Annotated in this window: 20 protein-coding genes and 1 tRNA gene; 12 read left to right on the top strand and 9 right to left on the bottom strand. The window is 63.0% G+C overall.

Translation table 11 applies throughout. From position 1 onward, the window contains the following. The first annotated feature begins 102 nt into the window (after positions 1 to 102). A complete protein-coding gene (locus tag FAX90_RS03330; protein ID WP_144095512.1) occupies positions 103 to 882 on the top strand; it encodes a SapC family protein in 780 nt (259 codons plus the stop codon). 304 nt (positions 883 to 1,186) lie between these two features. Here FAX90_RS03330 and FAX90_RS03335 read toward each other — a convergent pair whose 3' ends face one another. After that, the gene (locus FAX90_RS03335; RefSeq protein ID WP_240704694.1) at positions 1,187 to 2,161 is read right to left on the bottom strand and encodes an N-formylglutamate amidohydrolase; all 975 of its coding nucleotides are present in this window, start codon (positions 2,159 to 2,161) and stop codon (positions 1,187 to 1,189) included. A gap of 260 nt (positions 2,162 to 2,421) precedes the next feature. Between FAX90_RS03335 and cpdR the strand changes: the two genes are divergently transcribed. The 6 genes from cpdR (at position 2,422) to FAX90_RS03360 (ending at position 6,648) form a co-directional block, all read left to right on the top strand. After that, positions 2,422 to 2,799, top strand: coding sequence for a cell cycle two-component system response regulator CpdR (gene cpdR, locus FAX90_RS03340; protein ID WP_144095514.1), 378 nt, complete (start codon positions 2,422 to 2,424; stop codon positions 2,797 to 2,799). Positions 2,800 to 2,915: 116 nt separating this feature from the next. Continuing rightward, positions 2,916 to 2,990, top strand: a tRNA-Val gene (locus FAX90_RS03345). A gap of 169 nt (positions 2,991 to 3,159) precedes the next feature. Next, on the top strand, positions 3,160 to 4,386 hold the full coding sequence (locus tag FAX90_RS03350; RefSeq protein ID WP_144095516.1) for an NADP-dependent isocitrate dehydrogenase: 1,227 nt from the start codon (positions 3,160 to 3,162) through the stop codon (positions 4,384 to 4,386). Between the two features lie 40 nt (positions 4,387 to 4,426). Further along, positions 4,427 to 4,573 (top strand): hypothetical protein, encoded by a 147-nt coding sequence (locus FAX90_RS16505; protein ID WP_170234849.1) that lies wholly within the window; start codon positions 4,427 to 4,429, stop codon positions 4,571 to 4,573. A gap of 65 nt (positions 4,574 to 4,638) precedes the next feature. Then, positions 4,639 to 4,968 (top strand): hypothetical protein, encoded by a 330-nt coding sequence (locus tag FAX90_RS03355; RefSeq protein WP_144095518.1) that lies wholly within the window; start codon positions 4,639 to 4,641, stop codon positions 4,966 to 4,968. A 51-nt stretch (positions 4,969 to 5,019) separates the two neighbouring features. Further along, positions 5,020 to 6,648 (top strand): bifunctional GNAT family N-acetyltransferase/carbon-nitrogen hydrolase family protein, encoded by a 1,629-nt coding sequence (locus tag FAX90_RS03360; RefSeq protein WP_144095519.1) that lies wholly within the window; start codon positions 5,020 to 5,022, stop codon positions 6,646 to 6,648. 18 nt (positions 6,649 to 6,666) lie between these two features. Here the strand turns inward: FAX90_RS03360 and FAX90_RS03365 are convergent, their stop codons facing one another. Continuing rightward, positions 6,667 to 8,289, bottom strand: coding sequence for a long-chain-fatty-acid--CoA ligase (locus tag FAX90_RS03365; protein ID WP_144095521.1), 1,623 nt, complete (start codon positions 8,287 to 8,289; stop codon positions 6,667 to 6,669). Positions 8,290 to 8,454: 165 nt separating this feature from the next. Here FAX90_RS03365 and FAX90_RS03370 point away from each other — a divergent pair, with 165 nt between their 5' ends. After that, positions 8,455 to 10,254, top strand: a complete 1,800-nt coding sequence (locus FAX90_RS03370) for a cation:proton antiporter domain-containing protein (protein WP_144095523.1) — start codon at positions 8,455 to 8,457, stop codon at positions 10,252 to 10,254. A 22-nt stretch (positions 10,255 to 10,276) separates the two neighbouring features. Here FAX90_RS03370 and alaS read toward each other — a convergent pair whose 3' ends face one another. The 5 genes from alaS to smpB form a co-directional block, all read right to left on the bottom strand. Continuing rightward, entirely contained in the window at positions 10,277 to 12,937 is a 2,661-nt protein-coding gene (gene alaS / locus FAX90_RS03375; RefSeq protein ID WP_144095525.1) for an alanine--tRNA ligase, read from the bottom strand. A gap of 160 nt (positions 12,938 to 13,097) precedes the next feature. Next, entirely contained in the window at positions 13,098 to 14,156 is a 1,059-nt protein-coding gene (recA, locus tag FAX90_RS03380) for a recombinase RecA (RefSeq protein WP_144095527.1), read from the bottom strand. 136 nt (positions 14,157 to 14,292) lie between these two features. Next, complete coding sequence (locus FAX90_RS03385; RefSeq protein WP_240704695.1) at positions 14,293 to 16,701, bottom strand: hybrid sensor histidine kinase/response regulator; 2,409 nt, start codon at positions 16,699 to 16,701, stop codon at positions 14,293 to 14,295. Continuing rightward, positions 16,702 to 17,250 (bottom strand): DUF2062 domain-containing protein, encoded by a 549-nt coding sequence (locus FAX90_RS03390; RefSeq protein ID WP_338080240.1) that lies wholly within the window; start codon positions 17,248 to 17,250, stop codon positions 16,702 to 16,704. Positions 17,251 to 17,432: 182 nt separating this feature from the next. Continuing rightward, entirely contained in the window at positions 17,433 to 17,915 is a 483-nt protein-coding gene (gene smpB, locus FAX90_RS03395; RefSeq protein WP_144095529.1) for an SsrA-binding protein SmpB, read from the bottom strand. A 150-nt stretch (positions 17,916 to 18,065) separates the two neighbouring features. Here smpB and FAX90_RS03400 point away from each other — a divergent pair, with 150 nt between their 5' ends. Further along, entirely contained in the window at positions 18,066 to 20,024 is a 1,959-nt protein-coding gene (locus tag FAX90_RS03400; protein WP_240704696.1) for an alpha/beta hydrolase family protein, read from the top strand. Between the two features lie 27 nt (positions 20,025 to 20,051). Here FAX90_RS03400 and dapA read toward each other — a convergent pair whose 3' ends face one another. Further along, entirely contained in the window at positions 20,052 to 20,933 is an 882-nt protein-coding gene (gene dapA, locus FAX90_RS03405) for a 4-hydroxy-tetrahydrodipicolinate synthase (protein ID WP_144095531.1), read from the bottom strand. Between the two features lie 112 nt (positions 20,934 to 21,045). Here dapA and FAX90_RS03410 point away from each other — a divergent pair, with 112 nt between their 5' ends. From FAX90_RS03410 to FAX90_RS03420, 3 genes are read left to right on the top strand one after another with little or no spacing between them, the layout of a single operon-like run. Beyond that, positions 21,046 to 23,097, top strand: coding sequence for a lytic transglycosylase domain-containing protein (locus FAX90_RS03410; RefSeq protein ID WP_240704697.1), 2,052 nt, complete (start codon positions 21,046 to 21,048; stop codon positions 23,095 to 23,097). A 35-nt stretch (positions 23,098 to 23,132) separates the two neighbouring features. Then, on the top strand, positions 23,133 to 23,639 hold the full coding sequence (greB, locus tag FAX90_RS03415; RefSeq protein ID WP_144095533.1) for a transcription elongation factor GreB: 507 nt from the start codon (positions 23,133 to 23,135) through the stop codon (positions 23,637 to 23,639). Further along, positions 23,632 to 24,099: a hypothetical protein gene (locus tag FAX90_RS03420; RefSeq protein ID WP_144095535.1), complete on the top strand. Its 468-nt coding sequence runs from the start codon at positions 23,632 to 23,634 to the stop codon at positions 24,097 to 24,099. Before greB ends, FAX90_RS03420 begins: the two co-directional genes overlap by 8 nt. A gap of 69 nt (positions 24,100 to 24,168) precedes the next feature. Here FAX90_RS03420 and FAX90_RS03425 read toward each other — a convergent pair whose 3' ends face one another. Then, positions 24,169 to 24,825: an outer membrane protein gene (locus FAX90_RS03425; protein WP_144095537.1), complete on the bottom strand. Its 657-nt coding sequence runs from the start codon at positions 24,823 to 24,825 to the stop codon at positions 24,169 to 24,171. Between the last annotated feature and the right edge of the window lie 203 nt (positions 24,826 to 25,028).

Below are 25,028 nucleotides of genomic sequence, written 5' to 3' on the forward strand. Positions count from 1 at the left end.
GCGCCCGCGTGCGCGAGCGCTTAAGGCGCGAATGATTGTCGCTGGGGGGCGGCGAACACCATTCATCACCTTTTACCGATTTCCTTTTTTCGGAGAGAGACCATGGCCAGCGCGCCGAACGCCAATCTTCCGCTTTTCTACAAGTCGCTGCAGCCGCTCAACAGCAACCAGCACGGCAACTTCAGCGCCCGCACGACCGACAAGGCCCCGTGGCTGGCCAACGAACACGCGGTACCCCTGACGGTCGAGGAATTCCCGCTTGCGCAGCGTTACTTCCCGATCATCTTCTCGTCGGGCGAAAACCCGGTTCCGCTGGCGCTGATGGGCCTCAACGAAGGCGTGAACACGTTCTTCGATGACGAAGGCGAAATGACCACGCCGTGCTACGTCCCGGCCTATGCCCGTCGCTATCCCTTCCTGCTTGCCAAGCTGCAGGCCGATAGCGATCAGCTTTCGCTTTGCTTCGACCCTTCGAGCGGCCTTGTCGGCGAGTTCGAGGACGGCCAGGCGCTGTTCACCGACGGTCAGCCCAGCGAAGCGACCCAGAACGTGATGAAGTTCAACGAGAACTTCGAACAGGCCGGCATGAAGACCAAGGCATTCATCGACGAGCTGAAGAAGCACGATCTGCTGATGGACGGCGAAGTCTCGATCAGCCGCGAAGGACAGGCTCCCTTCATCTATCGCGGGTTCTCGATGGTGAACCAGGAAAAGCTGAAGGAAGTACGCGGCGACGTGCTTCGCCAGTGGAATCAGAACGGCCTGCTGACGCTGGTCACCTGCCACCTGATCTCGCTCGACCTGATGCGTGAGATCTTCTCGCGTCAGCTCAGCATGGGCAAGGGCCCGACTGCGCAGCAGGCCGAACCGGCGAACTCGTAAAAATCATGTTCGGCGGATTTCTTGCTCCGCCGAACATATACCGCACTGCAAAAAATAATTCTTGCGTGATGCACTCTTGCAACAGGCAATCTAATGGCCTAGTTTAATGGTAGTTCCGGTGGGCTTCCCTCATGGCCTTCCGGACCGGCGCATTAACGTGCGTCAACCTCCCTGAACCTTGACCACCCCGTGATATTCACGGGGTGGTTTTTTATGTGCGCTATTGGGCCCGTGATATTCACGGGGTGGTTTTTTATGTGCGCTATTGGGGCCCGTGATACTCACGGGTTGGTTTTTATGTGCGCTATTCGGCCGCCAAGGGCCATTCGCCCCGGCCTTCAAGTAGCGCGGCACAGGCCCGCACCACTTCGGCAACGATACCCGCCTGGATCGACACGCGTGCCGCATCCGGCTGTGCATCTGAATCGAGGTATTCGCCCCTCGCGATCTCCAGCTGGATGGCGTGGATACCGTTACGCGGTTTCCCATGCCGGTCGAGGACGTAACCGCCCGCGTATGGGCGGTTGTAGGCGACCTGAAGCCCAGAGCGATCGAGCGCGTCGACTGCCGTGGCCACAAGGTCGCGGCGGCAACTCGCCCCGAACCGGTCGCCGACGACGTGAGTCGCAGCCGGCACGCCCGAAGCCTGGGCGGGAAGATCCGGCATGGAGTGCAGATCGAGCAGCAGGACCTCTCCCCACCGATCCTGCATCCGCGCCAGGGCCTTGCCCAAGGCGTCGTGATAGGGCGCGTGTATCGCGGCGACACGGCGGTTGGCGTCCTGCGGCACCATCGGGGCGCGCCAAAGCTCTCCCACCCCCGGCAACCGGCGCGGAAACAGGCCGAGCCCTCGCAGCGAACGTGCACCCTGCCCCGGCCCGCGCGGCATCTTGCGGCGCATGACCGCCTTTTCGGCCTCGCTGGCGGTGAACATCGACAAGTCGAGGTCGTGCGGATCGCGATTGAGATCGAGCATCGCGCGCGGCGCGTGGGCAACCAGCAGTGACGCCGAACAGGCCGCCGCCGCCTCCCTCGCCACGAGATCGACGAAACGATCCTCTAGCCTGCGCTGCGATTCGCCGGGATCGCGCATCCTTGCGAGCAGGTCGGCAGGATAGGCCCGTCCCGCGTGCGGCACCGCGATCAGGACGGGCAACACCGATTGACCATGGCTGAGCGTATAGGCCGGACGCGAAGTGCCGGGTATCGAACCGCCACTGGCCACGCCTGCCCCCATGCTCGGCTGACCGTCAGGCGGAGTGGATCGGGGGGCGCTCATCGTGGCTCACGCTGGCCAAGCGTGCCCCCTGCGTCAATGCCGCGCCTGCGCCTCCCGGTCCGCCGGCCATCGGATTTCCCCTGTTTCAAACCCGAACAGGCGCGCGAAAGATGAAAAAATTAAACCATTTTGTTATATAGTTTGTTTCTCAGAAGGCGCCGGGCAATCCGGACATCGCCGCCCGGTGGAATGGACGGACAATCCACAGGACGGTCGGCACATGTTTCTGCGCCGGAATCGACGGGGTTATTGAAAGCATCATGATTCGCATCCTGCTGGCCGAAGACGAAGATTCGATGCGCACGTACCTTGCCCGAGCGCTGGAAAACGCCGGGTATGATGTCGTCGCGGTAGACCGGGGCACGCACGCCCTGCCCCTGCTCGAAGAACAGCACTTCGACCTGCTGCTTTCCGACATCGTGATGCCCGAAATGGACGGTATCGAACTGGCGCAGCGCTGCGCACAGGTTTCGCCTTCCACGAAAGTGATGTTCATCACCGGCTTTGCCGCCGTGACGATGAAAGCCAGCCGCGAAGCACCGCAGGCCAAGGTCCTGTCCAAGCCGTTCCACTTGCGCGATCTCGTGCTTGAGGTGGAACGTCTTTTCGACGGATCGATGGTCAACGCGAGCCTGTAACGAAACTTTTTTCGAAGGCTGCGCAAACAGGGTTGCCCCGGCGCGAAGTGATCGCTATTGGGCAGCGCCTGCCAGCCGGAAGCGTTGCTTTCCGGCCTGCGCGGAACCGATGGTGCGGGCGTATAGCTCAGTGGTAGAGCACTATGTTGACATCGTAGGGGTCGCAAGTTCAATCCTTGCTACGCCCACCATCGGTTCCCGGCGCACTTCCTGAAAACTGCGCCAGACACCCTCGACATTCCGCTAGAACACGTCGTCGCGCCTTGCGCTCGCCTCTTGCTTTGCTAAGAGGCGCGCGACAGTTCCTGCGCGCCGAACAGCGCGCTCTCCCTCTAGAAACCAATCAAGAGAACGAGCCCTATGCAGAAGATCAAGGTAACGAACCCGGTCGTAGAGATCGACGGCGACGAGATGACCCGCATCATCTGGCAGTGGATCCGTGAACGGTTGATCCTGCCTTATCTCGACATCGACCTGAAATACTATGACCTCTCGGTCGAGAAGCGTGACGAGACGGACGACCAGATCACCGTCGATGCCGCCAACGCGATCAAGGAATACGGCGTCGGCGTTAAGTGCGCCACGATCACGCCGGACGAAGCCCGCGTCGAGGAATTCGATCTCAAGAAGATGTGGCGTTCGCCCAACGGCACGATCCGCAACATCCTTGGCGGCGTCGTCTTCCGCGAACCGATCGTCATCGACAACGTGCCGCGCCTGGTTCCGGGCTGGACCGACCCGATCGTCGTCGGCCGTCACGCTTTCGGTGACCAGTATCGCGCCACCGACACGCTGATCCCGGGTGCCGGTACCCTGCGCCTTGTCTTCGACAGCGCCGACGGCAAGGGCGATCTCGACCTCGAAGTCTACAAGTTCGAAAGCTCGGGCGTCGCGATGGCGATGTACAACCTCGACGATTCGATCCGCGACTTCGCACGCGCTTCGTTCAACTACGGTCTCGGCCTCAAGTGGCCGGTCTACCTGTCGACCAAGAACACGATCATGAAGGCCTATGACGGCCGCTTCAAGGACCTGTTCCAGGAAGTGTTCGACACCGAAGGCTTCGCCGAGAAGTTCAAGGAAGCCGGCATCCACTACGAACACCGCCTGATCGACGACATGGTCGCATCGGCGCTGAAGTGGTCGGGCAAGTTCGTCTGGGCCTGCAAGAACTACGACGGCGACGTTCAGTCGGACACCGTTGCACAGGGCTACGGCTCGCTCGGCCTGATGACTTCGGTCCTGATGGCGCCCGACGGCAAGACCGTCGAAGCAGAAGCGGCCCACGGCACCGTCACCCGCCACTATCGCCAGCATCAGCAGGGCAAGGCGACTTCGACCAACCCGATCGCCTCGATCTTCGCGTGGACCCGTGGCCTCATGTACCGCGGCAAGTTCGACAACACGCCCGACGTCGTGAAGTTTGCTGAAACGCTTGAGCGCGTCTGCGTGAAGTGCGTCGAGGACGGCAAGATGACCAAGGACCTCGCGCTCCTCATCGGCCCCTCGCAGGACTGGATGACGACCGAGCAGTTCTTCGAAGCTATTGTCGATGGCCTCGAAAAGGAAATGTCCGCCTGGGCATGACCGGAATACTGGCACGATCGCGGCGTTAAGCGTCGCGATCGTGCTGGCGGGGCCGCTTCTGGCCCCGCAACTTCTCGCGTTTCCGCATTACCGCGAGAGCAATGGCGACAGGGTCTGGTCGGTGGAACCGATCGACCCTGACGCAGTCGACGCCGTGACGTCGCGGGCCAATGCCCTCATCGCGTAATGCTCCATCGCCAATGGCGACGAGAGCCGCGATATCTTCCTTACCAACCGTGGCTGGCGCTGGCTGTGGCTATCCACACCGTCACACTCGGGCGCCTTTGCGCTGTCCGGTCTGCTGCGCAGGCGCTTTCGGCCGTCATCGCCCATGAAACCGCACACGGCATGATCCGCAGCCGTTACGGCTTCGTCAAAGCCGCGCTTGCGCCGCAATGGCTGGTCGAGGGGTATGCCGATCACGTCGCGCAGGAATCGAGCCTGTCAGACGCCGATTACCTGCGTCTCAAGGAAGCAGGCGAACAGCACCCTCCAATGCCCTATTACGAGGGGCGCAAGAGGGTAGAGGCGGCGCTGGAACGGAACGGCGGCGACGTCGATGCGCTTTTCACCGGCGAATAAGCGAAAACCCCGCCCTTACAATCATCCCGTCATCGCCTAGATAGACGAACGATGAACCAGAAAAGCAGCAAAGCCCGTCTTGAAGTCCGCCAGGCCGAAGCACGGGACGTATCCGCCATCGCCGCCCTCGTCCGCCGTGCTTACGAGGATTTGCCCGCCTATACCTTTGGCGAAATTCGCGGCCAGATGAACCACTATCCCGAGGGATGCTTCGTCGCAAAGCTGGACGGAAAGCTCGTCGGGTACTGCGCGACGATGCGCGTCACCAAGAACATGGCGATGCGCGCGCATACATGGGACGAGATCACGGGCAACGGTTTCGGTTCGCGACATATTCCGAACGGCGAATGGCTCTACGGGTATGAGATGTGCGTCGATCCCAAGGTGCGCGGCACGCGAATCGGCCGGCGGCTTTACGAAGAACGTCGCGCGCTGGCCGAACGGCTGGAACTGGCGGGCATCGTCTTCGGTGGCCGCATGCCAAACTACACCCGCAACCGGCGCAAGGTGGAAGACCCGCAGGACTACCTCAACAAGGTCGTTGAAGGCAGGATTCACGATCCGGTCCTGCGGTTTCAGCTCGCCAACGGGTTCGAGCCGATCGGCATCCTCGAAGGCTATCTGCCAGAGGACAAGAAATCGAAGGCCAACGCGGTCCACATGGTCTGGCGCAACCCGTATGTCGACAGCGAGCAGCCGAAGAAATTCCGCCTGCCGCGCGATGTGGAGTCCGTGCGGATCGCGACTTGCCAGATGCAGGCCCGCGCGGTGAAGGACTATGAAGAGTTCATGCGCGGCGTCGAATATTTCGTCGATGTCGCAGCAGATTACGAGGCGGACTTCATCCTCTTTCCCGAACTGTTCACCCTGCCCCTGCTGTCTTTCGCAGACCAGGAACTGAGCAGCCAGGAATCGATCGAGGCGCTGTCCGCCTATACGCCGCGCATCCGCACGGCGCTGTCGAAGATGGCGCTCGAATACAACATCAACATCATCGGCGGTTCGCACCCGACCCGCATGGACGACGGCGACATTCACAACGTCGCCTATATCTGCCTGCGCGACGGTTCGATCCACGAACAGGAGAAGATCCACGCCACCCCGAACGAGGCCTATTGGTGGAACATCAAGGGCGGGGACAGCATCGACGCGATCCAGACGGACTGCGGCCCGATCGGCGTGCTGATCTGTTACGACAGCGAATTTCCCGAACTCGCCCGCCGCCTCGTCGACGAAGGCGCGCGGATCATTTTCGTGCCGTTCTGCACCGACAGCCGCCAGGGATACATGCGCGTGCGCTATTGCGCGCAGGCCCGCGCGATCGAGAACCAGTGCTTCGTGGTGATGAGCGGGAACGTCGGCAACCTGCCGAACGTGGGCAACATGGACATCCAGTACGCCCAGTCCTGCATCCTGACGCCTTGCGATTTCCCCTTCGCCCGCGACGGCATCGCGGCTGAGGCGAGCGAGAATGTCGAAACCCTGACGATCAGCGACGTGAACCTGGCCGACCTGTCCTGGGCCCGGGCGGAAGGCACCGTTCGCAACCTGGGCGATCGCCGCTTCGATCTTTACCGGATCGAATGGGACGGCCGCGTCGGCAAGCCTAACGACGCTGCGGGCGTTGCCGAAGATGCGGGCGGCCGCCCGCTCGGCACAAAGACCATGGGCGGCGGCTGACGATCGGCCGGCTGGCGGTCAGATAGCCGCCAGCTCGCCGTCGGCATACATCTCGCGCAGCTTCAGCTTGTTGACCTTGCCTGTCGCGCCAAGCGGGATCGCTTCGACGAAACGGAACTCATCCGGCATCCACCAGCTGGCGATACGACCATCCAGGAACGAACGCAGCTCCTCCTCCGTGGGTGCGGGGCCCGCTTCCGGTTGAATGATAAGCAGCGGCCTTTCGCCCCATTTCTCGTTCGGGATCGCGATGGCGGCGGCGTTGGAAACCAGCGGATGGGACAGAACCGCGTTTTCCAGATCGATTGAACTGATCCACTCGCCACCCGACTTGATCACGTCCTTCGACCGGTCGGTCAGATGGATCGCGCCTTCCGCGTCGAGAGCGGCGAGGTCGCCCGTGTCGAACCAGTTGTCCGTGTCTAGTATCTCTCCGCCCTCGCCCCCGAAATAGCTGCTGACGACGGCGACACCACGGATCTGCAGGTTACCGGAATCGCCGCTGCCCCTTGCCACCGGCTCACCCGCCTTGTCGATCACGCGAAGCTCCGTGCCGAACAGGGGAATGCCCTGCGCCAGCTTGTGCGGCAGCACTTCGTCCAGCGGCGCGTCAGCAAGGTCGCGGGGGACGTGCGAAACCGATCCGATCGGCGAACACTCGGTCATGCCCCAGGCGTGCCCGACCTCGACGCCGTAATCCTCTTCGAATGCGCGCAAGATGCGTTCCGGCAGGGCCGAACCGCCGATGCAGACGCGTTTCAACCACGGCAGGGCAAGATCGTTCGCCCGCATATACTCGAGCAATCCCATCCACAGCGTCGGCACCGCAGCGGTCAGCGTCACGCGCTCGTCCGTCAGAAGTTCGTGGATCGAACGGCCGTCGAGCCCCGGCCCCGGCATGACCATCTTGGCCCCGGCCATCGGGCCCGCAAAGGCCAGTGCCCAGGCATTGGCGTGGAACATCGGCACCACCGGCATCACGGTGTCGTGGCTGCCAAGGTCGAAACAATCCTTGCTGATCGCCATCATCGCGTGGATCGTGTTGGACCGGTGCGAATAGAGCACGCCCTTGGGATTTCCCGTCGTGCCCGAGGTATAGCAAAGCCCGCAGGCGCTGTTTTCGTCGAATCCGCCCCACGGTGTGTCCACGCCCGCAGCCGCGATCCAGTCCTCGTAACAGATCGCGTCCAGCTGGTTTTCAGGCATCTCCGCCGCGTCAGCGATGATCACGTAATGCTCTACCGACACGCGTTCGCGAACCGCCTCGACCAGCGGCAGGAAGGACGTGTCGAAGATCAGCACGCGGTCCTGCGCGTGGTTGATGATCCAGGCGAGCTGATCGGGATGCAGACGCGGGTTCAAGGTATGCAGCACCGCGCCGATACCCATCGCCCCGTACCAGCTTTCCATGTGCCGCGCGCCGTTCCAGGCCAGCGTGCCAACGCGGTCGCCCGCCGCGATGCCCAACCCCTTCAACGCGCCGGAAACCTGCTTGGCCCTTGCGTGTACTTGCGCATAATTCGTGCGATGGACCGACCCATCGGTTCTACGCGTGACGATCTCGGTATCGCCGAAATAGCGCGCCGCGCGGTCGAGTATCTTGTCGACCGTGAGCGGCCAGTCCTGCATCAGGCCAAGCATTCTCGCTCCTCTCACCCATGTTCTTGTCTTTGTTCGGGAAGATGGCCGGGTTCGCGCCCGTGTGCAAATGGTCTTGCCCCGCGCCGATCTTTTTTGCCGTCAAAGCGTGCGCGCAGCCCCCACCCTCTGGTCAATCGCGGCCTTGCACCCTAGGAGTTGCAGCAGATGGCAAGCGAACTGCATTTCTCACCCGTCCTGTCCGACGCACTGGTCATTCTGGGATCGGCGGGCATCGTCATTCCGGTCTTCGCCCGGTTCCGGATCACCCCGATCATCGGGTTCATCCTTGTCGGCATGCTGGTCGGCCCGTTCGGCCTCGGCAGGCTGGTCTTCGAATATCCCTGGCTGCAATACATAACCATCACCGACCCACAGGGGCTGGAACCATTTGCCGAATTCGGCATCATCCTGCTGCTGTTCACCATCGGGCTGGAACTGTCGTTCAACCGCCTTTGGCAATTGCGGCGTATGGTCTTTGGCCTTGGCGCCCTGGAATTGACGATCTCGGCGGCGCTTATCGCCTTCGCCCTGATGACGATGGGTCAGTACTGGACCGGCGCAATGGGCCTCGGCCTCGCGCTCGCCCTGTCCTCGACCGCGCTGGTGCTGCCGATCTCGGGCACGAAAAGCCCGGTGGGCAAGGCCGCGCTCTCGATGCTTCTGTTCGAGGATATCGCCATCGTCCCGATCATCTTCCTGCTGGGCGCAATGGCACCTTACGCGGCAAGCGGCGGGGTGGGCGGCCTGTGGTACACGATCTGGACCGGCGGGCTGACCGTCATCGCGCTGATGATCGGTGGGCGCTTTTTCCTGCCCCGCCTGTTCGCGCAAGCAGCCCGAACCAAGAGCCCGGAACTATTCCTTGCCGCCAGCCTCCTCGTCGTCATCGTCTCGGCGCTGGCGACGGCGGCCGTGGGTCTGTCGCCCATTGTCGGCGCGCTGATCGCGGGGCTGCTCATCGCAGAGACCGAGTATCACACCGAGGTCGAGGGCATCACCGCACCGTTCAAGGGGCTCGCGCTCGGCATCTTCCTGATCACAGTCGGCATGGGCGTCGACCTCAGCGTGATCGCAGCGAATGCCTGGCCCATCGCACTGGCCGTGTCGGGCGTCCTGCTGGTCAAGGCGCTGGTCACCGGCGGCCTGCTGCGCATGATGGGCGCACGCCGCGGCACCGCGGTCGAAACCGGCATCACCATGTCCAGCCCGTCGGAAACGACGCTGATCGTGCTTTCCGCGGCGGCAACAGCACAATTGATTCAGCCCCAGACCGCGCAATTCTGGCAGATCGTAACGGCCATCGGCCTTACCATCACCCCGATCCTCGCGCTGCTAGGCCGCAAGGTTGCGCGGCATGTCGATGCCGCTCCCGCACTCTCGCTCGACGGGGATAGCGATCCGTCCGAAGGGCGCGCGATCATCATCGGCTATGGCCGCGTCGGCCGGTTGATCGCGGACATGATGCAAAAGCACGGTCAGCGGTTCCTGGCCATCGATTCCGATCCGGAACTGGTCGAGATCGCGCGTCTGCGCAAACATCCGCTGATGTTTGCTGACGCACGCGGCCCCGCGCTGGACCGGATCGACCTGTCGAAAGCGTCCGCGATCATCCTGACGATGGACGAACCCGTCCTCGCTGCCCGACTGCTGCGAAAGCTGCGCAGTTCCTATCCCGACATGCCGATCATCGCTCGCGCCCGCGATACCGAACACGCGGCCGAACTCTACCGCGCCGGCGCGACGGAGGCCGTGCCCGAAACGCTGGAAAGCTCTCTGCAACTTTCCGAATCGGTGCTGGTCAATATCGGCGTCGCGATGGGGCCGGTCATCGCTTCGATCCACGAAAAGCGGGACGAATTTCGCGAAAAGATCATGCGAGAGGGCGAGCTCAGCCGCAAGCCGAAGCTGAAGACAAGCCTGGCCGACCGCGCATCCGGCAATAAAGGCGAGCCCGAAACGGCCTGAACCGTTGAGGGCGCGCGGCGGATCAGCCCGCCAGCGCTTCCTTCACAGCCGCGATTGCCTGGTCAGCCTTACCGCCATCAGGTCCGCCGCCCTGCGCCATGTCGGGTCGGCCACCGCCGCCCTTGCCGCCAAGCGCTTCGACACCCTTGCGAACGAGATCGACCGCACTGAACCGCCCGGTCAGGTCGTCGGTCACGGCCACGGCAAAGGCTGCACGCCCTTCATTGACCGCGGCAATGGCCGCAACGCCGGAACCAAGGCGCTTCTTCGCCTCGTCCAGCAGGCCGCGCAGTTCCTTGGGGTCCATGCCTTCCAGCACTTGCCCCGCGAATGCGACACCACCGACGTCCTCATCCGCCGGACCAGCAGCAGCGCCACCGCCCGAAGCCTCGGCCAGCGCAAGCGACTTCTTCGCCTCGGCCAGTTCGCGTTCGAGCCGCTTACGCTCATCGATCAGGGCCGAAACGCGGCCCGCGACTTCATCGGGAGCGGCCTTCATCGCGCCGGCAATCGCCTTCAGCGCGTTCTCACGCCCGACGAGCCACTGGCGCGCGGCCTCTCCGGTCAGTGCCTCGACGCGGCGGACGCCCGAAGACACGGCGCTTTCCGAAACGATGCGGAAAACCGCGATATCACCCAGCGCATTGACGTGCGTGCCGCCGCACAGCTCGACAGAATAAGGCTTGGTATCGGAACCGGCGCGGCCCATCGAAAGAACGCGGACCTCGTCGCCGTACTTTTCGCCGAACAGCGCCATGGCGCCAGCCTCTATGGCATCATCGGGGCTCATCAGGCGGGTCGTGACGGTCTCGTTATGACGGATCTCGGCATTCACTTCGGCCTCGATCGCCTCGATATCCTCGGTCGTCAGCGCCGTGGGATGCGAGAAGTCGAAACGCAGGCGATCGGCCGCGACGAGCGACCCCTTCTGCGTGACATGCTCACCCAAACGGTTGCGCAGCGCAGCATGCAGCAGATGCGTTGCCGAGTGATTGGCGCGGATGGCGTCGCGGCGGTCAGTATCGACGGCAAGGTGAACGGTCTCGCCCACCTCGATCGTGCCGCTTTCGACATGTGCGTGATGGACATGCAACCGGCCGAGCGGCTTCGACGTGTCGCTGACCTTGAGCGATAGCCCGGCGGGGCCCGTGATCGTGCCCGCATCACCGCTCTGGCCGCCGCTCTCGCCGTAGAATGGCGTCTGGTTGGTCAGGACCAGGACGTCCTGTCCGGCCTGGGCCATCTGCGTTTCGGCTCCGTCGATCAGAAGCGCGACCACGCGGCCTTCGCCGTCGGTTGAGGTATAGCCGGTAAACTCGGTCGCGCCCTCGCGCTCAGCAATGTCGAACCAGACTTCGCCCGATGCAGCATCGCCGCTGCCCTTCCAGGCGGCGCGGGCGGCGGCTTTCTGCCGGTCCATCGCGGCATCGAAGCCATCGCGGTCGACGCCAATGCCGCGCGAACGCAACGCGTCCTCGGTCAGGTCGTAGGGGAAGCCATATGTGTCGTAGAGCTTGAACGCGGTTTCGCCGGGCAGTTCGTCGCCCTCACCCATCTGGCCCGTCGCGTCGTCGAGAAGACGCAGGCCTTTGTCCAAAGTCTGGCGGAAGCGGGTTTCCTCACGCTCCAGCACTTCGCTGATCAGCGCCTGGGCGCGGGCAAGTTCGGGATAGGCCTGGCCCATTTCGGTGACGAGCGACGGCACGAGGCGGTGCATCAACGGTTCGCTCGCGCCCAGAAGATGCGCGTGGCGCATTGCGCGGCGCATGATGCGGCGAAGCACGTAGCCGCGACCTTCATTCGACGGCAGAACGCCGTCTGCCAGCAAGAAGCTGGTGGACCGCAAGTGATCGGCGATGACGCGGTGGCTGGCCCGCGTGTCACCTTCGGCCTTGACGCCGGTCAGGCTTTCGGACGCGGCGATCAGTGCCTTGAATGTGTCGATGTCGTAGTTGTCATGCACGCCCTGCATCACGGCCGCGATGCGCTCCAGCCCCATGCCGGTATCGATCGAGGGGCTGGGCAGCGGATCGCGGGAACCGTCGGCCTTCTGCTCGAACTGCATGAAGACGAGGTTCCAGATCTCGATGAAACGGTCGCCGTCCTCTTCCGGCGATCCCGGAGGTCCGCCCCAAATGTCCTCGCCATGATCGTAGAAGATTTCGCTGCACGGACCGCAAGGGCCAGTGTCGCCCATCGACCAGAAGTTGTCGGAAGTCGGGATGCGGATGATCCGGTCTTCGGAAAGGCCCGCGATCTTCTTCCACAGCTCGAACGCTTCGTCATCGGTGTGATAGACCGTGGTGATCAGCTTGTCGGCGGGGATGCCCCATTCTTTCGTCAGCAAGGTCCAGGCATGTTCGATCGCCTGTTCCTTGAAGTAGTCGCCGAACGAGAAGTTACCGAGCATTTCGAAGAACGTGTGGTGGCGGGCGGTGTAGCCGACGTTGTCGAGATCATTGTGCTTGCCCCCGGCACGGACGCATTTCTGCGACGACGTAGCCCGCGGTGGATCGCGCGTTTCAAGGCCGGTGAAGACGTTCTTGAAAGGCACCATCCCGGCGTTGACGAACATCAACGTCGGGTCGTTGTACGGCACCAGGGGCGCCGAGTGGACTTTAGCGTGCCCAGCCTTGCCGAAATAGTCGAGGAAGGAGGCGCGGATATCGTTGGTCGAACTCATGCCATGCCAGTTAGGCGACCCGCGCTTTTCCAGCAAGATCGAACGTGTGCACTATTCCCCGTAACCGCAATCGGACGACTCGATCAGTGTTGAAATGGAAAAGGCGGGCGCGGTCATTGCCGTGCCCGCCTTTCGAATGCGGCAGAAAACCTGGGAAAGATCAGTCGTCTTCGCCCGGCCCCACCATCATTTCCTCGGCCACCTCGTCGGTCTTGCCGCGGATCGCGTTTTCAAGGCGCGCGCAGACTTCCGGGTTTTCCTTGAGGAAGGTCTTCGCGTTTTCACGGCCCTGACCGATGCGGATCGAATCGTAGCTGAACCACGCGCCCGACTTTTCGACGATGCCGGCCTTCACGCCCAGATCGAGGATTTCGCCGATCTTCGAGATGCCTTCGCCGTACATGATGTCGAATTCGACCTGCTTGAACGGCGGCGCGACCTTGTTCTTCACGACCTTCACGCGGGTCGCGTTGCCGACGACTTCGTCCCGGTCCTTGATCTGGCCGGTCCGGCGAATGTCGAGACGGACCGAGGCATAGAACTTGAGCGCGTTGCCGCCCGTCGTCGTTTCGGGGTTACCGTACATCACGCCGATCTTCATGCGCAGCTGGTTGATGAAGATCACCATGCACTTGGAACGGTTGATCGAACCGGTCAGCTTGCGCAGCGACTGGCTCATCAGGCGGGCCTGAAGGCCGACGTGGCTATCGCCCATCTCACCCTCGATCTCAGCGCGGGGCACAAGCGCGGCGACCGAATCGACCACCAGCACGTCAATCGCGTTGGAGCGCACCAGCGTGTCGGTGATTTCCAGGGCCTGCTCACCGGTATCCGGCTGAGAGACGATCAATTCGTCGATGTCGACGCCCAGCTTCTTGGCATAGACGGGGTCGAGCGCATGCTCGGCATCGACGAAAGCCGCCGTACCGCCGTTCTTCTGCGCCTCTGCAATGACGTGCAGGGCCAGCGTCGTCTTGCCCGAGCTTTCCGGACCATACACCTCGATCACGCGGCCCTTGGGCAGGCCGCCCACGCCAAGCGCGATGTCGAGACCAAGCGAGCCGGTGGAGATAGCCTCCACGTTCATCGCTTCCTTCGAGCCCAGCTTCATCGCCGAGCCCTTGCCGAATGCCCGATCGATCTGGGCCAGTGCGGCGTCGAGCGCCTTTTGCCGATCCACTTTGTTTTCCTTGTCCACCAGCTTCAGATTTGCTGCCATCGTTCCGGCCTCCACATCATGATTGCCCCCGATCGGGTGATCGGCAATGACATCCATGTATCGCATTTGTTCTCATGGAACAAGAGGGGAACGAACATTCCCGCGAACGGTTCGCGGAACACTCACAGCGATAGGTCTATTCGCGGGTCGCGCCCAGTACCGAAACGACCTTTTCCCCGATCTGTGCGACGGAAAACGGCTTTGGCAGGAAATACATGGAGGCGATGTCGATTTCGCGGCGCAGCTGTTCCTCGGCATAGCCGGACATGAACAGGACCGGCAGGTCGGGCTTCAGCTTGCGGATCTCGCGCGCCATGGCCGGGCCGTCCATCGTGGGCATGACGACGTCGGAAATGACGAGATCGAAATCCGCCCCGCCCCGCACGATCTCCAGCCCCTCTTCCCCGTCCGAAGCGGCGGTCACCTTGTAGCCCTGACGCACCAGCGCGCGTTCCGCGACGGCACGGACCGTGTCCTCGTCCTCGACCAGCAGGATGCGGCCCGATCCGCCGAACGGCGTGCGCGGCTCCACCACCTTCTTCGGCTCGGCGACGACTTCGCCCGGCGCCTGGACGTGGACCGGCAAATAGACGCTGAACCGCGCACCCTGCCCCGGTTCACTGTCGCAGAAGATGAAGCCGTCCGACTGCTTGACGATGCCGTAGACAGTCGAGAGACCGAGCCCCGTTCCCTTGCCGGTTTCCTTCGTCGTGTAGAACGGCTCGAAAATCTTGCCGAGCTTGTCGGTCGGAACCCCCTCGCCCGTGTCCTCGACAACCAGCGCGGTGTAGTTGCCCGGCGGCAATATCTCGTTCTTTAGCGCGCGAACCTCGCGCGGGGTGATCTTCTGGGTCGAGATGGTCAGCGTACCCGCCTCGCCCTTGCTGAGCATCGCGTCGCGCGCGTTCACGGCGAGGTTGACGATCACCTGTTCCAGCTGGCTGGGGTCTGCCCGCACGGCGCCAAGCGCGCGGTCATGCTTGACCTCGAGCTTGATCTTCTCGCCAATGAGCCGCTTCAGCAGGGCCGACACTTCCGAAATGACGTCGGGCAGCTGGAGCACTTGCGGGCGTAGCGTCTGCTGACGCGAGAAGGCGAGCAACTGGCGCGTCAGTGACGCGGCGCGGTTGGAATTCGCCTTGATCTGCTGAATGTCGTCATAGTCGCTGTCGCCCGGCGCGTGACGCAGCAGCATGAGATCGCAATAACCGATGATCGCGGTCAGCACATTGTTGAAGTCATGCGCGACGCCGCCTGCGAGCTGGCCAACCGCCTGCATCTTGGTCGCCTGCGCGACCTGGCGCTTGAGGCGCGTTTCCTCGGTCGTGTCCTTGAGGCTGAGCAGGACCGCGGCATCGCCAAGCCCCCGCACCCCGGCAAGGCTGAGCGTGACGGGTTCTTCAGGGCTCGCGTGAAGACGAATCGGCATGGCGCCAGAGCTTGGCGTACCGGCGGCCTGGCGGCGGATCGAATCGGCCAGCGCGCCCTTGTCCTCGCGCACGACGAGATCGGACGGAAACGGCGGAATCTCGCCCAGCACTTCCAGCCCCGCGGCACGGCGGAAAGCCTTGTTGGCAAAGAGGAAGCGCCCGTCCCTATCGGTCATCGCAAGACCCAGCGGCAGCAGCGCGAGAAGGCTCTCGATCTCAGGCAGCGCAGCCGAGTTTCCGGCGTGCAGGCCGCCTTCGAGGATCAGGAAAAGAACCGGTGGCTGGCCATCACCGCTTCCGATCACGTCAGGGTCGCTGATCGGCATGTGGACGAGGCGCAAATCCTCTCCGCTCGTCCCTTCGCGCGCGTAATAGATGCGGTCGTAGTCGTCGGCGGTCAGGAATTCCACGAATTCGCGCCCGACAAGATTGGCGGGAATTTCGCTAGCGGCGCGGCGGGCGAATTCGCCGTTGGAGCCGAGGATTTCGCCCTTTGCGCTGACCGCGACGGCCTGAATGCCCGCAATGCCCAGCGCGCGGCCAAGCTTGTCGTCCAGCTGGCGAACCACGCGCGCGGCAAGGTCGACCATTTCGACCGGCGCCAGTTCCCAGACCAGATGATTCTGCCCGCGCCCGGCGCGGCGCAGGACCGCGTGCCAGCGGCCGCTGGTGCCGACGAGCGGGCCGGCCGTCGCTTCGCCTGAACGCCAGGCCTCACGCTCCGCATCGCGCAGGGATTCCTGCGAATCCTCGTCGAGCGCGAGTTCGGGCGGTTTGTTGTAGAAGCCAAACCATTCGCCATAGCGGCTGTTGGCGCAAACGACCTTGCCCGAACGCTCGGTAATGACCGTGGCGACGTCGGGGCGTTCTATGGCCGCGACCGTGACCGACCAGTCCGGCGGAGCAAGCTCGGTCTCTGCCTCCTGCGGCATCCGGCGCGACATGTTGTGCAGCGCGGCCGCGAAGACGAGAAGCGCACCGCCATAGGCGAGCGTCAACTGCCAGATGCCAGTGGCAAGCTGGATCGCGACGACCGAGGCCAGAACGGCAAGCCCGATCAGCGTCCAACCCGGCAGCACTTTGCCGCTCGTCCCTTTCAGCCTTGCGAAATCCACTTACTCAGCCTCCGCCTTGCGGGCCTTTTCCAGCCGCTCTCGCCGCAGGCGTATCACGCGCAGGCGCTTGCGCGCGACCCACCAGCGCCAGAACCAGGAGGACAAGAGATACCCAAGCGACGCGCATACCGAAGCCAGCGTGACGAGGCCGAATGCCGTCACCAGCGTTTCGCCCGTCAGCCACTCGAGAAACCGGTCGAATTCGGTCTGCTGCATGGCGGTACTGACAGGAGCGATAAAGGTGTTCTGATCGACCTTCAGAAGCCAGCTGCCCAGCCAGTTCGCGAACCACCAGACGAAGGGGATCGTGGCCGGATTGGTGATGAAGGTCGTGACCGCCGCCACCGGCACGTTGGCGCGGAACGGAAGAGCCAAAAGCGCCGCGACGAAAATCTGGCCCAGCGGGATGATGATGCCCGCCGCAATGCCCAGGGCAACGCCGCGCGGCACGGACCGGCGGGTAAAACGCCACAGTTCGGAACGGAGCACGCGATGCGCGAAGGGACGGATGAAGCGATTGCGCTCCATCTCTTCGCGCGTTGGCATCATGGACCGTGTCCAGCGTACCAGTCGCCGTCCCATCCGCTCAGGCATAAAACTCTTTCCAAAACCAGCCGAAGCCCCCGCACGGACCTTCGACACCCCCATAGACCGGCCTAGATACACAACCCGTGAACAAGATCACCTTTTGGGTGATATGTTTCACGATTTGTCACGATTCCGGCCGATAATTACCCGTGCTCGCGCATGACGCGGGCCTTGTCCCGTTTCCAGTCGCGTTCCTTGATCGTCGCGCGCTTGTCATGCGTCTGCTTGCCCTTGGCGAGCGCCAGTTCGACTTTCGCGCGCCCCTTCGAATTGAAATAGACCGAGAGCGGGACCAGCGTCATGCCCTTTCGCTCCACCGCACCGAGCAGGCGCTCGATCTCGCGATTGTGCAGCAGCAACTTGCGCGGGCGCTTCGGCTCGTGGTTGTGGCGGTTGCCGTGAGTGAATTCCGGGACGTTGGCGTTGACCAGCCACGCTTCTCCGTCCCTGATCTCGGCATAGGCCTCGGTGATCGAACCCTCGCCAAAGCGTAGCGATTTCACCTCGGTCCCGGTCAGGGCGATGCCCGCCTCGAAGGTGTCCTCGATAAAATAGTCGAACCGCGCGCGCCGGTTCTCGGCGACGGTCTTCACCTTGTCGAAAGTAGAGGGCTTGGGTCGTGCCATGGCACGCGCATGTAGGGACGGTGCCTGCAAAACGGAAGAGGCCCGAACGCCTGTGTCCCCTTTCCCGTTCGCCCATAGCAAGGCGGTTGACCTTCGCAGCATTGCTGGCAACAACGGGCACAGTTGGGAAAATCGTTCCGGGGGAACAACTTGAAATATCTTCGTGCGTTTTGTGCGCCGCTTGCCATCGCGGTTGCCGCCGTGCCGTCCACCGTTCTTGCCGAAGCGCCGCCGCTCAGCGCCTATGGCGAACTGCCGCAATTCCAGACCGCCGCGCTGTCGCCTTCTGGCAAGCGCCACGCCATGATCGCGGAGCGGGACGGCGTGCCGATGCTTTACCTGGTGGAGGGCAAGCGCGCGCTTTCGATGCTGCCGGTCAAGGACATCAAGGTCCGCGGGCTGCGCTGGCTGAACGAGGACACGGTCGAACTCTATACCAGCAACAGCGACACGTTGAGCAACAAGTTCACCACCGCAAAGACCGAGTTCTTCTCCGCCCACCTGGTATCGGCCGATCCCAAGGTCGCCACGCGCCAGGTGTTCGACAAGCAGAAGGGTATCTTCAACGCGATTTTCGACACGTATGGCGTGCGAACCGTGGATGGCAGGACTTATGCCTACTACTCTGCGTTCGAGTTGAAACCGATCAAGGTCAACAGCCACATGCGCGAATGGGCATTCGATCACAGTCGCCCCGCCCTCTTCGCCGTCGATGTCGAGACGCTTGACGCAAAGCGCATCGCCGTCGCGGCCAGCGAGGGCGAAGCGCGTGACTGGCTCGTCGATGCGAATGGGGAAGTTGCCGCGACTTGGCGAATCGACGGTCAGGGCAAGTGGGACATTCGCAACGCTGCCGGCCTGATCATTGCCGAGGGCATGAACCCACTGGGCCAGACCTCGCTGTCGGCGCTCGGCCCTCAGGGGCGGACAGTGCTTTACTGGGCCGAGGATGCCGCGCATCAGGAAACCGTTCTGTGGCACGTGCCGCTCGACGGATCGGGTCCCGCCAGCCGGTTCGAACCTGAAAGCGACATCGTCTCGATCTATACCGATCCGGCAACGGGCCACTATTCCGGCCATCGCACCGCCAGTGGCAAAAGGGTCATGCTGAACGAAGCGATTGGGCAACGGATTGCCAATGTCCACGGTGCCTTCCCGAACCTCAATTCCACGGTTGAGGACGTTTCCGGCGATTACGCGACCTACCTCGTCCGCACGGACGGTAACAAGGACAGCGGCACTTGGTACAAGGTGGACCTGCGTGCGGGCGCTGCCGATGCGATCGGGTATGAACGCCTGCCGATTAAGCCTGCCGACGTGGGTCCGATTTCAACGTTCGAATACAAGGCGAGCGACGGGCTGGACCTTGACGGTGTCCTGACGCTGCCGCCCGGCGTCGAAGCGAAGAACCTTCCCGTGGTCATGCTTCCCCACGGCGGACCGCATTCACGCGATGTCGAAGGGTTTGACTGGTGGGCGCAGGCGTTTGCCTCGCGCGGCTATGCGGTGTTCCAGCCAAACTTCCGCGGCTCCACCAACCGTGACGAGGCATTCAAGCGCGCCGGTTACGGCCAGTGGGGCCGTAAGATGCAGACCGACGTGTCGGACGGCCTCGCTGCGCTGGCCAAGGCGGGCATCGTCGATCCCGACCGGGCCTGCATCGTGGGGGCCAGCTACGGCGGCTATGCCGCACTGGCCGGGGTGACGATCGAACAGGGAAAATATCGCTGCGCCGTCGCGGTCGCGCCCGTCACCGACCTCAAACTGCTGCGACGGCTCGACATCGGAGCCGCTGACCAGACATCGGATGGGATGATGGGGCGCCGACTGGAAATGACGCTCGGGCCGCGTTCGGAACTCGACGCGGTATCCCCGCTGCGGCTGGCAAGCCGCGCGGATGCGCCGATCATGCTGATTCACGGACGTGACGACGTGGTGGTCGAATATCTCCACAGCCAGAAGATGGCCGATGCCTTGAAAGACGCGAACAAGCCGTTCGAGTTCGTCGAACTGTCAGAGGAAGACCACTGGCTGTCGAAGGGGCCGACCCGCCTGCAAATGCTCACCAACGCGGTCGGCTTCGTGCAGAAGTACAACCCGGCGAACTGAGGAAACAGCGCGGGCGCGCCGGGCGGATCAGACCAGCCCGGCGTGCTCCAGCGCCTCGTCGACGGCCGCGCGCGCCTTTTCGGATGCCCGGACCAGCGGCAGGCGCAAATCGTCGGTCATCCAGTCGTGCACCCGCGAGAGAGCATACTTGAGCGGCGCGGGGCTCGCGTCCTCGAACATGGCGTAGTGCAGCGGGTAAAGCTTGTCGTTGATCTCGCGCGCCTTGGCGAAATCGTTGTCGACGCAGGCCTGCTGGAATTCGGCGCACAGCTTGGGCGCGACATTCGCCGTGACCGAGATACAACCCGAAGCGCCAGCGGCATTGGCGGGGAGCGAAAGCTCATCGTCGCCCGAAAGCTGGCAGAAATCCGCCCCGATGCCCATGCGGTGATCGACGACGCGCGAAAGATCGCCGCTGGCATCCTTTATGCCGACGATCTTGTCGGGAAACCGCTTGGCCAGTTCACAGACCGTCTGCGGCTCTATGTCCGTCACCGTGCGGCCGGGCACGTTGTAGAGGACGATCGGCAAGTCGCAGTTTTCCGCAAGGTGAGAGAAATGCGCGATGATGCCTTCCTGGCTGGGGCGGTTGTAATAAGGCGCGACGACCAGTGCCGCCGATGCGCCGTACCGCTTCGAAAAAGTCATGTGCATCAGCGCATTTGCGGTATCGTTGGATCCGCAGCCTGCGATGACGGGAACACGCCCTGCCGTATGTTCGACACAGATCTCGATGACCCGGTGATGCTCTGCATTGGTGAGCGTGGACGCCTCACCCGTCGTGCCGCACGGGACGAGCGCCTTGGAGCCGTTCTCGATCTGCCAGTCGATGAGTCGGCGAAAGGCTTCCTCGTCGACGTTGCCGTCGCGAAACGGGGTGACGAGGGCAGGAATTGACCCTGAAAACATCGATAAGGCTCCGGATTGATACAATATTACAGTGGGTAACCCGCGATTGGTTAAGATGGAACAATACTCGCGGGTTAACCGTTCACCGCCTGATAAGGAGGGACCCCCTATTATGTCCAGCATGGGCAAACGTCGATCACTGATCCGTTCCGCGCCCCTTTTCAGGGCCGGTGTCGTCGCAACTCTCGCTTTTGGCGGGATTTCGGCCGTTCCAGCCGCCGCGCAACAGGCGCCGCAGGCCGAAACGTTCGGGAACATTCAATGGAACCCGTCCGACTGGGACAAGGCGCGGATGCGCAGCCTTGCGTCCCGTCCGGGTCCGATGACGTACGCGGTCACTCGCTGGAACCAGCTGATTGCCGCAAGGAACGGATCGTTCGAGGAATTTGCTGGCTTTATCAGCCGCTATCCCGGCTTCCCGCGACAGGATTACCTGCAGGGCAAGGCCGAAAAGGCGCTGGCCGATTCGTACGTCGAACCGGGCCGTATCGTCGCCTTTTTCGATCGCAATCCGCCGCTTTCGAACACTGCGCAGGCACAATATGCCCTGGCGCTGAAAGCCGTCGGCAGGCCCGAAGCTGCGAAAATCGCGCACGAGGCATGGCGCGGCGGCAAGATGTCGCCCGTGGCCGAAGCGACGATTTATTCGATGTTCGGCGCAAGTTTCTCCGAGGAAGATAACGTCGCGCGCATGGACGAACTGCTGTGGCAGGCCGATCTTGCCGCCGCGCAGCGCCAGATCAGCTATGTGCGCGGAATGTCGCGCCCGCTCCTGATGGCGCGTCTGGCTGCCGCGCAGGGGCAGGACCCGGCTTCGATCGGCCTTACCGTGCCACGCGAGTCGACCGGCGATCCGGGCTATCTCTACAACCGCGCACGCCAGCTTCGCACCAGTGGTCAGGGCATTGCAGCACGCAGCCTTCTGACGAACGCACCCCCGCTTTCGCACCGTCCCTCCGATGCCGAAGCTTTCGTCACCGAAATGCGCCAGCAGGCAAGCGATGCGGTCTCGGTCGGCGACATCGGCACCGCAGTCCGCATCGGCCGCCTCGCCACACAGGCGTTCACGCCCGACACCGACGTTTCCAAGCTGTCGAGCGGCATTCGCGACGAATACGAGAAGCTGTTCTACTCCGTGGGCGAGGCGGCCCTGTCGCGCGGCGATGCCCGCAGCGCGGCGGAAATGTTCGAAATCTACGGCAAGAGCCAGCGAACCGCACCTGCGCGCACCAAGGGTTTCTATTTCGCCGGGCTTGCCGCGGACCGTGCGAACCTGCGCGATATTGCGCGCCGCAATTACGAAGCGGCAGCCGCATATCCCGACCAGTTCTACGGCCAACTGGCGCACGAAAAGCTGGGCCGCGCACTCGAAGTGCCGGCAGGCGTGCTGCCCATGCCCTCGATCGCTGCGCGAACCGAATTCAACGCCAAGCCGCTGGTTCAGGCCGCGCGCGAAGTGGGTCGCATGGGTGACTGGCGCACGGCGGTCTATTTTTTCCGCGAATTGGGCCAGCAGGCCGAAACCGGCGAGGATTGGGCCCTGATCGCGGAACTTGCCCGCGAAACCGGCCGCCGCGACCTTGGCGTCATCGCCGGACGCGAGGCTTCGACTTCGCAGGTTCACGCCTTTGCGCCCTATTCCTTCCCGCGCATCGATGTTCCGGCCGGAACCGACAACACCTGGTCGATGATCCACGCGATCAGCCGTCAGGAAAGCCAGTTCGCGACCGACGCAGTCAGCCATGCGGGCGCACGCGGCCTAATGCAGCTGATGCCCGGCACGGCGCAGGAGCAGGCGGGCAAGATGTACATGAGCTACAACCGCAGCTCTCTCATCGACGATCCGCAATACAACATGCGGCTGGGCGCGGGATATTTTTCGCGCATGATGGACGTGTTCGGCGGCAGCTATCCGCTGGCCGTGGCAGCCTACAACGCCGGTCCCGGCAACGTGGGCAAGTGGCTGCGGTCCAACGGCGATCCGCGCAAGGGCGAGATCGGTTGGGTCGAATGGATCGAGAAGATCCCGTTCACCGAAACGCGCCGTTATGTCGCGCGCGTTCTGGAGAACGCGGCCTATTATGACGCGCTCTACCCCGAAGCGGGCAATCGCAGCGGCGACTATCCGCTCAGCTATTATCTCGGGAAACGTCCGGGGCAGTAATGGCCCCGGCCCCGACCTCTCGTTAAGAGAGTGGCATGAGCGAGCCGGTCAACGATCCCGTCAAGAAGGTGGCGGGTAATCCCATCACGCCCGCAGGGTATGCCGCCCTGCGGGCACGTTACGACGTGCTGCTGGGGGAAGAACGCCCCAAGATCGTGGACATCGTCAGTTGGGCCGCTGGCAATGGCGACCGCAGCGAGAACGGCGACTACATCTACGGCCGCAAGCGGCTTCGTGAGATCGACCGCGAACTTTCGCACCTTTCCCGCCGGATGAAGGCGGCGCGCGTCGTCGACCCGGCAGAGCAACCCAACCGCGACAAGGTATTCTTCGGCGCCCGCGTGACAATCGCGGACGAGGATGACGAGCATCGCACCGTCACGATCGTAGGCGACGACGAAGCCGATGCCGGCTCTGGGCTGATCGGCTGGGGCTCCCCCCTCGCCCGCGCGCTTCGCGGTGCCGGTATCGGGGACTTGCGCACGGTCCGTCTTCCCGCTGGCGCCAAGGAGTGGGAGGTGATCGAGATCGCCTATGACTAAGTGGCTGATCGCCTCTCTCGCGCTCATGGCCCTGCCTGCACAGGCCGCGCCCGAAGCGGTGTCCGTCCATTCCGGATGGGGCGCGTTTCGCGATGGTGAGCGCTGCTATGCCATTGCGCAGGCCGAACCTTCGCCCTTTTCCCGCGAACGACAGCCCTTTGCCAGCGTCGTCGTCTCTCCGGGTGAGCCGCGCTTCACCTTGCGCCTTTCACGAACGCTGGCGCGCGATGCGGTGGTGACGCTGGACGTGGGCGACAAGCGTTTCCGCCTGCAAGGCGGCGGGGACAGCGCATGGGGCCGCGATGCGGCTGGCCATGCCGCCATCCTGTCCGCCATGCGCAGCCGCGACACCATGACCGTGGGCGCGCGCGACAGTCGGGGGCGGTTCTTTCGCGATTCCTACAAGCTGGGCGGGGCGCCGACCGCGATGGACGCGGCCATCGTCGCCTGCCGCCAGTAACTCACGCGCATAGAAAAACGCGGGCCGGTTTCCCGACCCGCGCTTTCTGTCTTCCAACTGCGGCAGCGCTTAGAAGCGCATGCCAACCGAGGCTACGACCTGGTGACGATCGGTGTCGATGTCGAAACGGTCGCTATCCGGCAGGTCGCCATTTTCGAACTCGGCCTCGCTGTAGTTCGAGTAACGATACTCGATCTTCGTGAAGGTGTTGTCCGAAAGGGCATACTCAAGACCCGCACCAGCGCGCCAGCCGTCGGCGTTGATGTCCTGCTTCAGCTCGCTCACACCGTCTGCTGCCAGCACGTTGAACTTGGCATTGGTGTAGCCGCCCTTCACATAGGCCAGCAGGTCCGGGGCGACCTTCGCACCGACACGGGCGCCGATATAAAGGTCACGGCCGGTATCGACACGGCCGAGGCCGAACCCTTCGTAGTCCATACCGTCGCTATATTCGGTCTTGGCGGTCGAGTCAGTGTATTCACCCTCGATACCCAGCACGACATTGCCCATGTCGTAATCGTAGCCGATGCCGACACCATAGAGCAGGCCGTCGATATCCTGGTCGTCCATGTCGTTCAGGTCGTTATCGGCGTCCGATCCGGCCTGCGACACGTCGTAACCGACGATGGCTTCGACGCGCGGGCCGCTGAAATCTTCGGCGGCGGCGGGCATGGCAACAGCACCGAAAGCGGTACCTGCGGCGAGAATTGCAACGATCTTTTTCATAGTAACTCCAATCATTTCCCTCATTCGCCCTCTCATGAGGTGCGATGCCCCTCGGCGGGGCTTGGACCACGGAAATGATCGATCGGCGAACCTTGTTTCATGAACGCCAGACAACGACGCGGCTGGTCGAAAACCTGTCACATCTGGCCGGTTCGCCGTGCGGATCTTGCGATGAATACCAAGTAGATACAATTCGTTGCGGA

This window comes from Croceicoccus sediminis (assembly GCF_007570835.1).
Taxonomy (GTDB): Bacteria; Pseudomonadota; Alphaproteobacteria; order Sphingomonadales; family Sphingomonadaceae; genus Croceicoccus; species Croceicoccus sediminis.

Bases quoted from the DNA above. Each gene is read 5' to 3' on its own strand.
- FAX90_RS03330 (WP_144095512.1), top strand. From the start codon at position 103: ATGGCCAGCGCGCCGAACGCCAATCTTCCGCTTTTCTACAAGTCGCTG.
- FAX90_RS03335 (WP_240704694.1), bottom strand. From the start codon at position 2,161: ATGAGCGCCCCCCGATCCACTCCGCCTGACGGTCAGCCGAGCATGGGG.
- cpdR (WP_144095514.1), top strand. From the start codon at position 2,422: ATGATTCGCATCCTGCTGGCCGAAGACGAAGATTCGATGCGCACGTAC.
- FAX90_RS03350 (WP_144095516.1), top strand. From the start codon at position 3,160: ATGCAGAAGATCAAGGTAACGAACCCGGTCGTAGAGATCGACGGCGAC.
- FAX90_RS03360 (WP_144095519.1), top strand. From the start codon at position 5,020: ATGAACCAGAAAAGCAGCAAAGCCCGTCTTGAAGTCCGCCAGGCCGAA.
- FAX90_RS03365 (WP_144095521.1), bottom strand. From the start codon at position 8,289: ATGCTTGGCCTGATGCAGGACTGGCCGCTCACGGTCGACAAGATACTC.
- FAX90_RS03370 (WP_144095523.1), top strand. From the start codon at position 8,455: ATGGCAAGCGAACTGCATTTCTCACCCGTCCTGTCCGACGCACTGGTC.
- alaS (WP_144095525.1), bottom strand. From the start codon at position 12,937: ATGAGTTCGACCAACGATATCCGCGCCTCCTTCCTCGACTATTTCGGC.
- recA (WP_144095527.1), bottom strand. From the start codon at position 14,156: ATGGCAGCAAATCTGAAGCTGGTGGACAAGGAAAACAAAGTGGATCGG.
- FAX90_RS03390 (WP_338080240.1), bottom strand. From the start codon at position 17,250: ATGATGCCAACGCGCGAAGAGATGGAGCGCAATCGCTTCATCCGTCCC.
- smpB (WP_144095529.1), bottom strand. From the start codon at position 17,915: ATGGCACGACCCAAGCCCTCTACTTTCGACAAGGTGAAGACCGTCGCC.
- dapA (WP_144095531.1), bottom strand. From the start codon at position 20,933: ATGTTTTCAGGGTCAATTCCTGCCCTCGTCACCCCGTTTCGCGACGGC.
- FAX90_RS03410 (WP_240704697.1), top strand. From the start codon at position 21,046: ATGTCCAGCATGGGCAAACGTCGATCACTGATCCGTTCCGCGCCCCTT.
- greB (WP_144095533.1), top strand. From the start codon at position 23,133: ATGAGCGAGCCGGTCAACGATCCCGTCAAGAAGGTGGCGGGTAATCCC.
- FAX90_RS03420 (WP_144095535.1), top strand. From the start codon at position 23,632: ATGACTAAGTGGCTGATCGCCTCTCTCGCGCTCATGGCCCTGCCTGCA.
- FAX90_RS03425 (WP_144095537.1), bottom strand. From the start codon at position 24,825: ATGAAAAAGATCGTTGCAATTCTCGCCGCAGGTACCGCTTTCGGTGCT.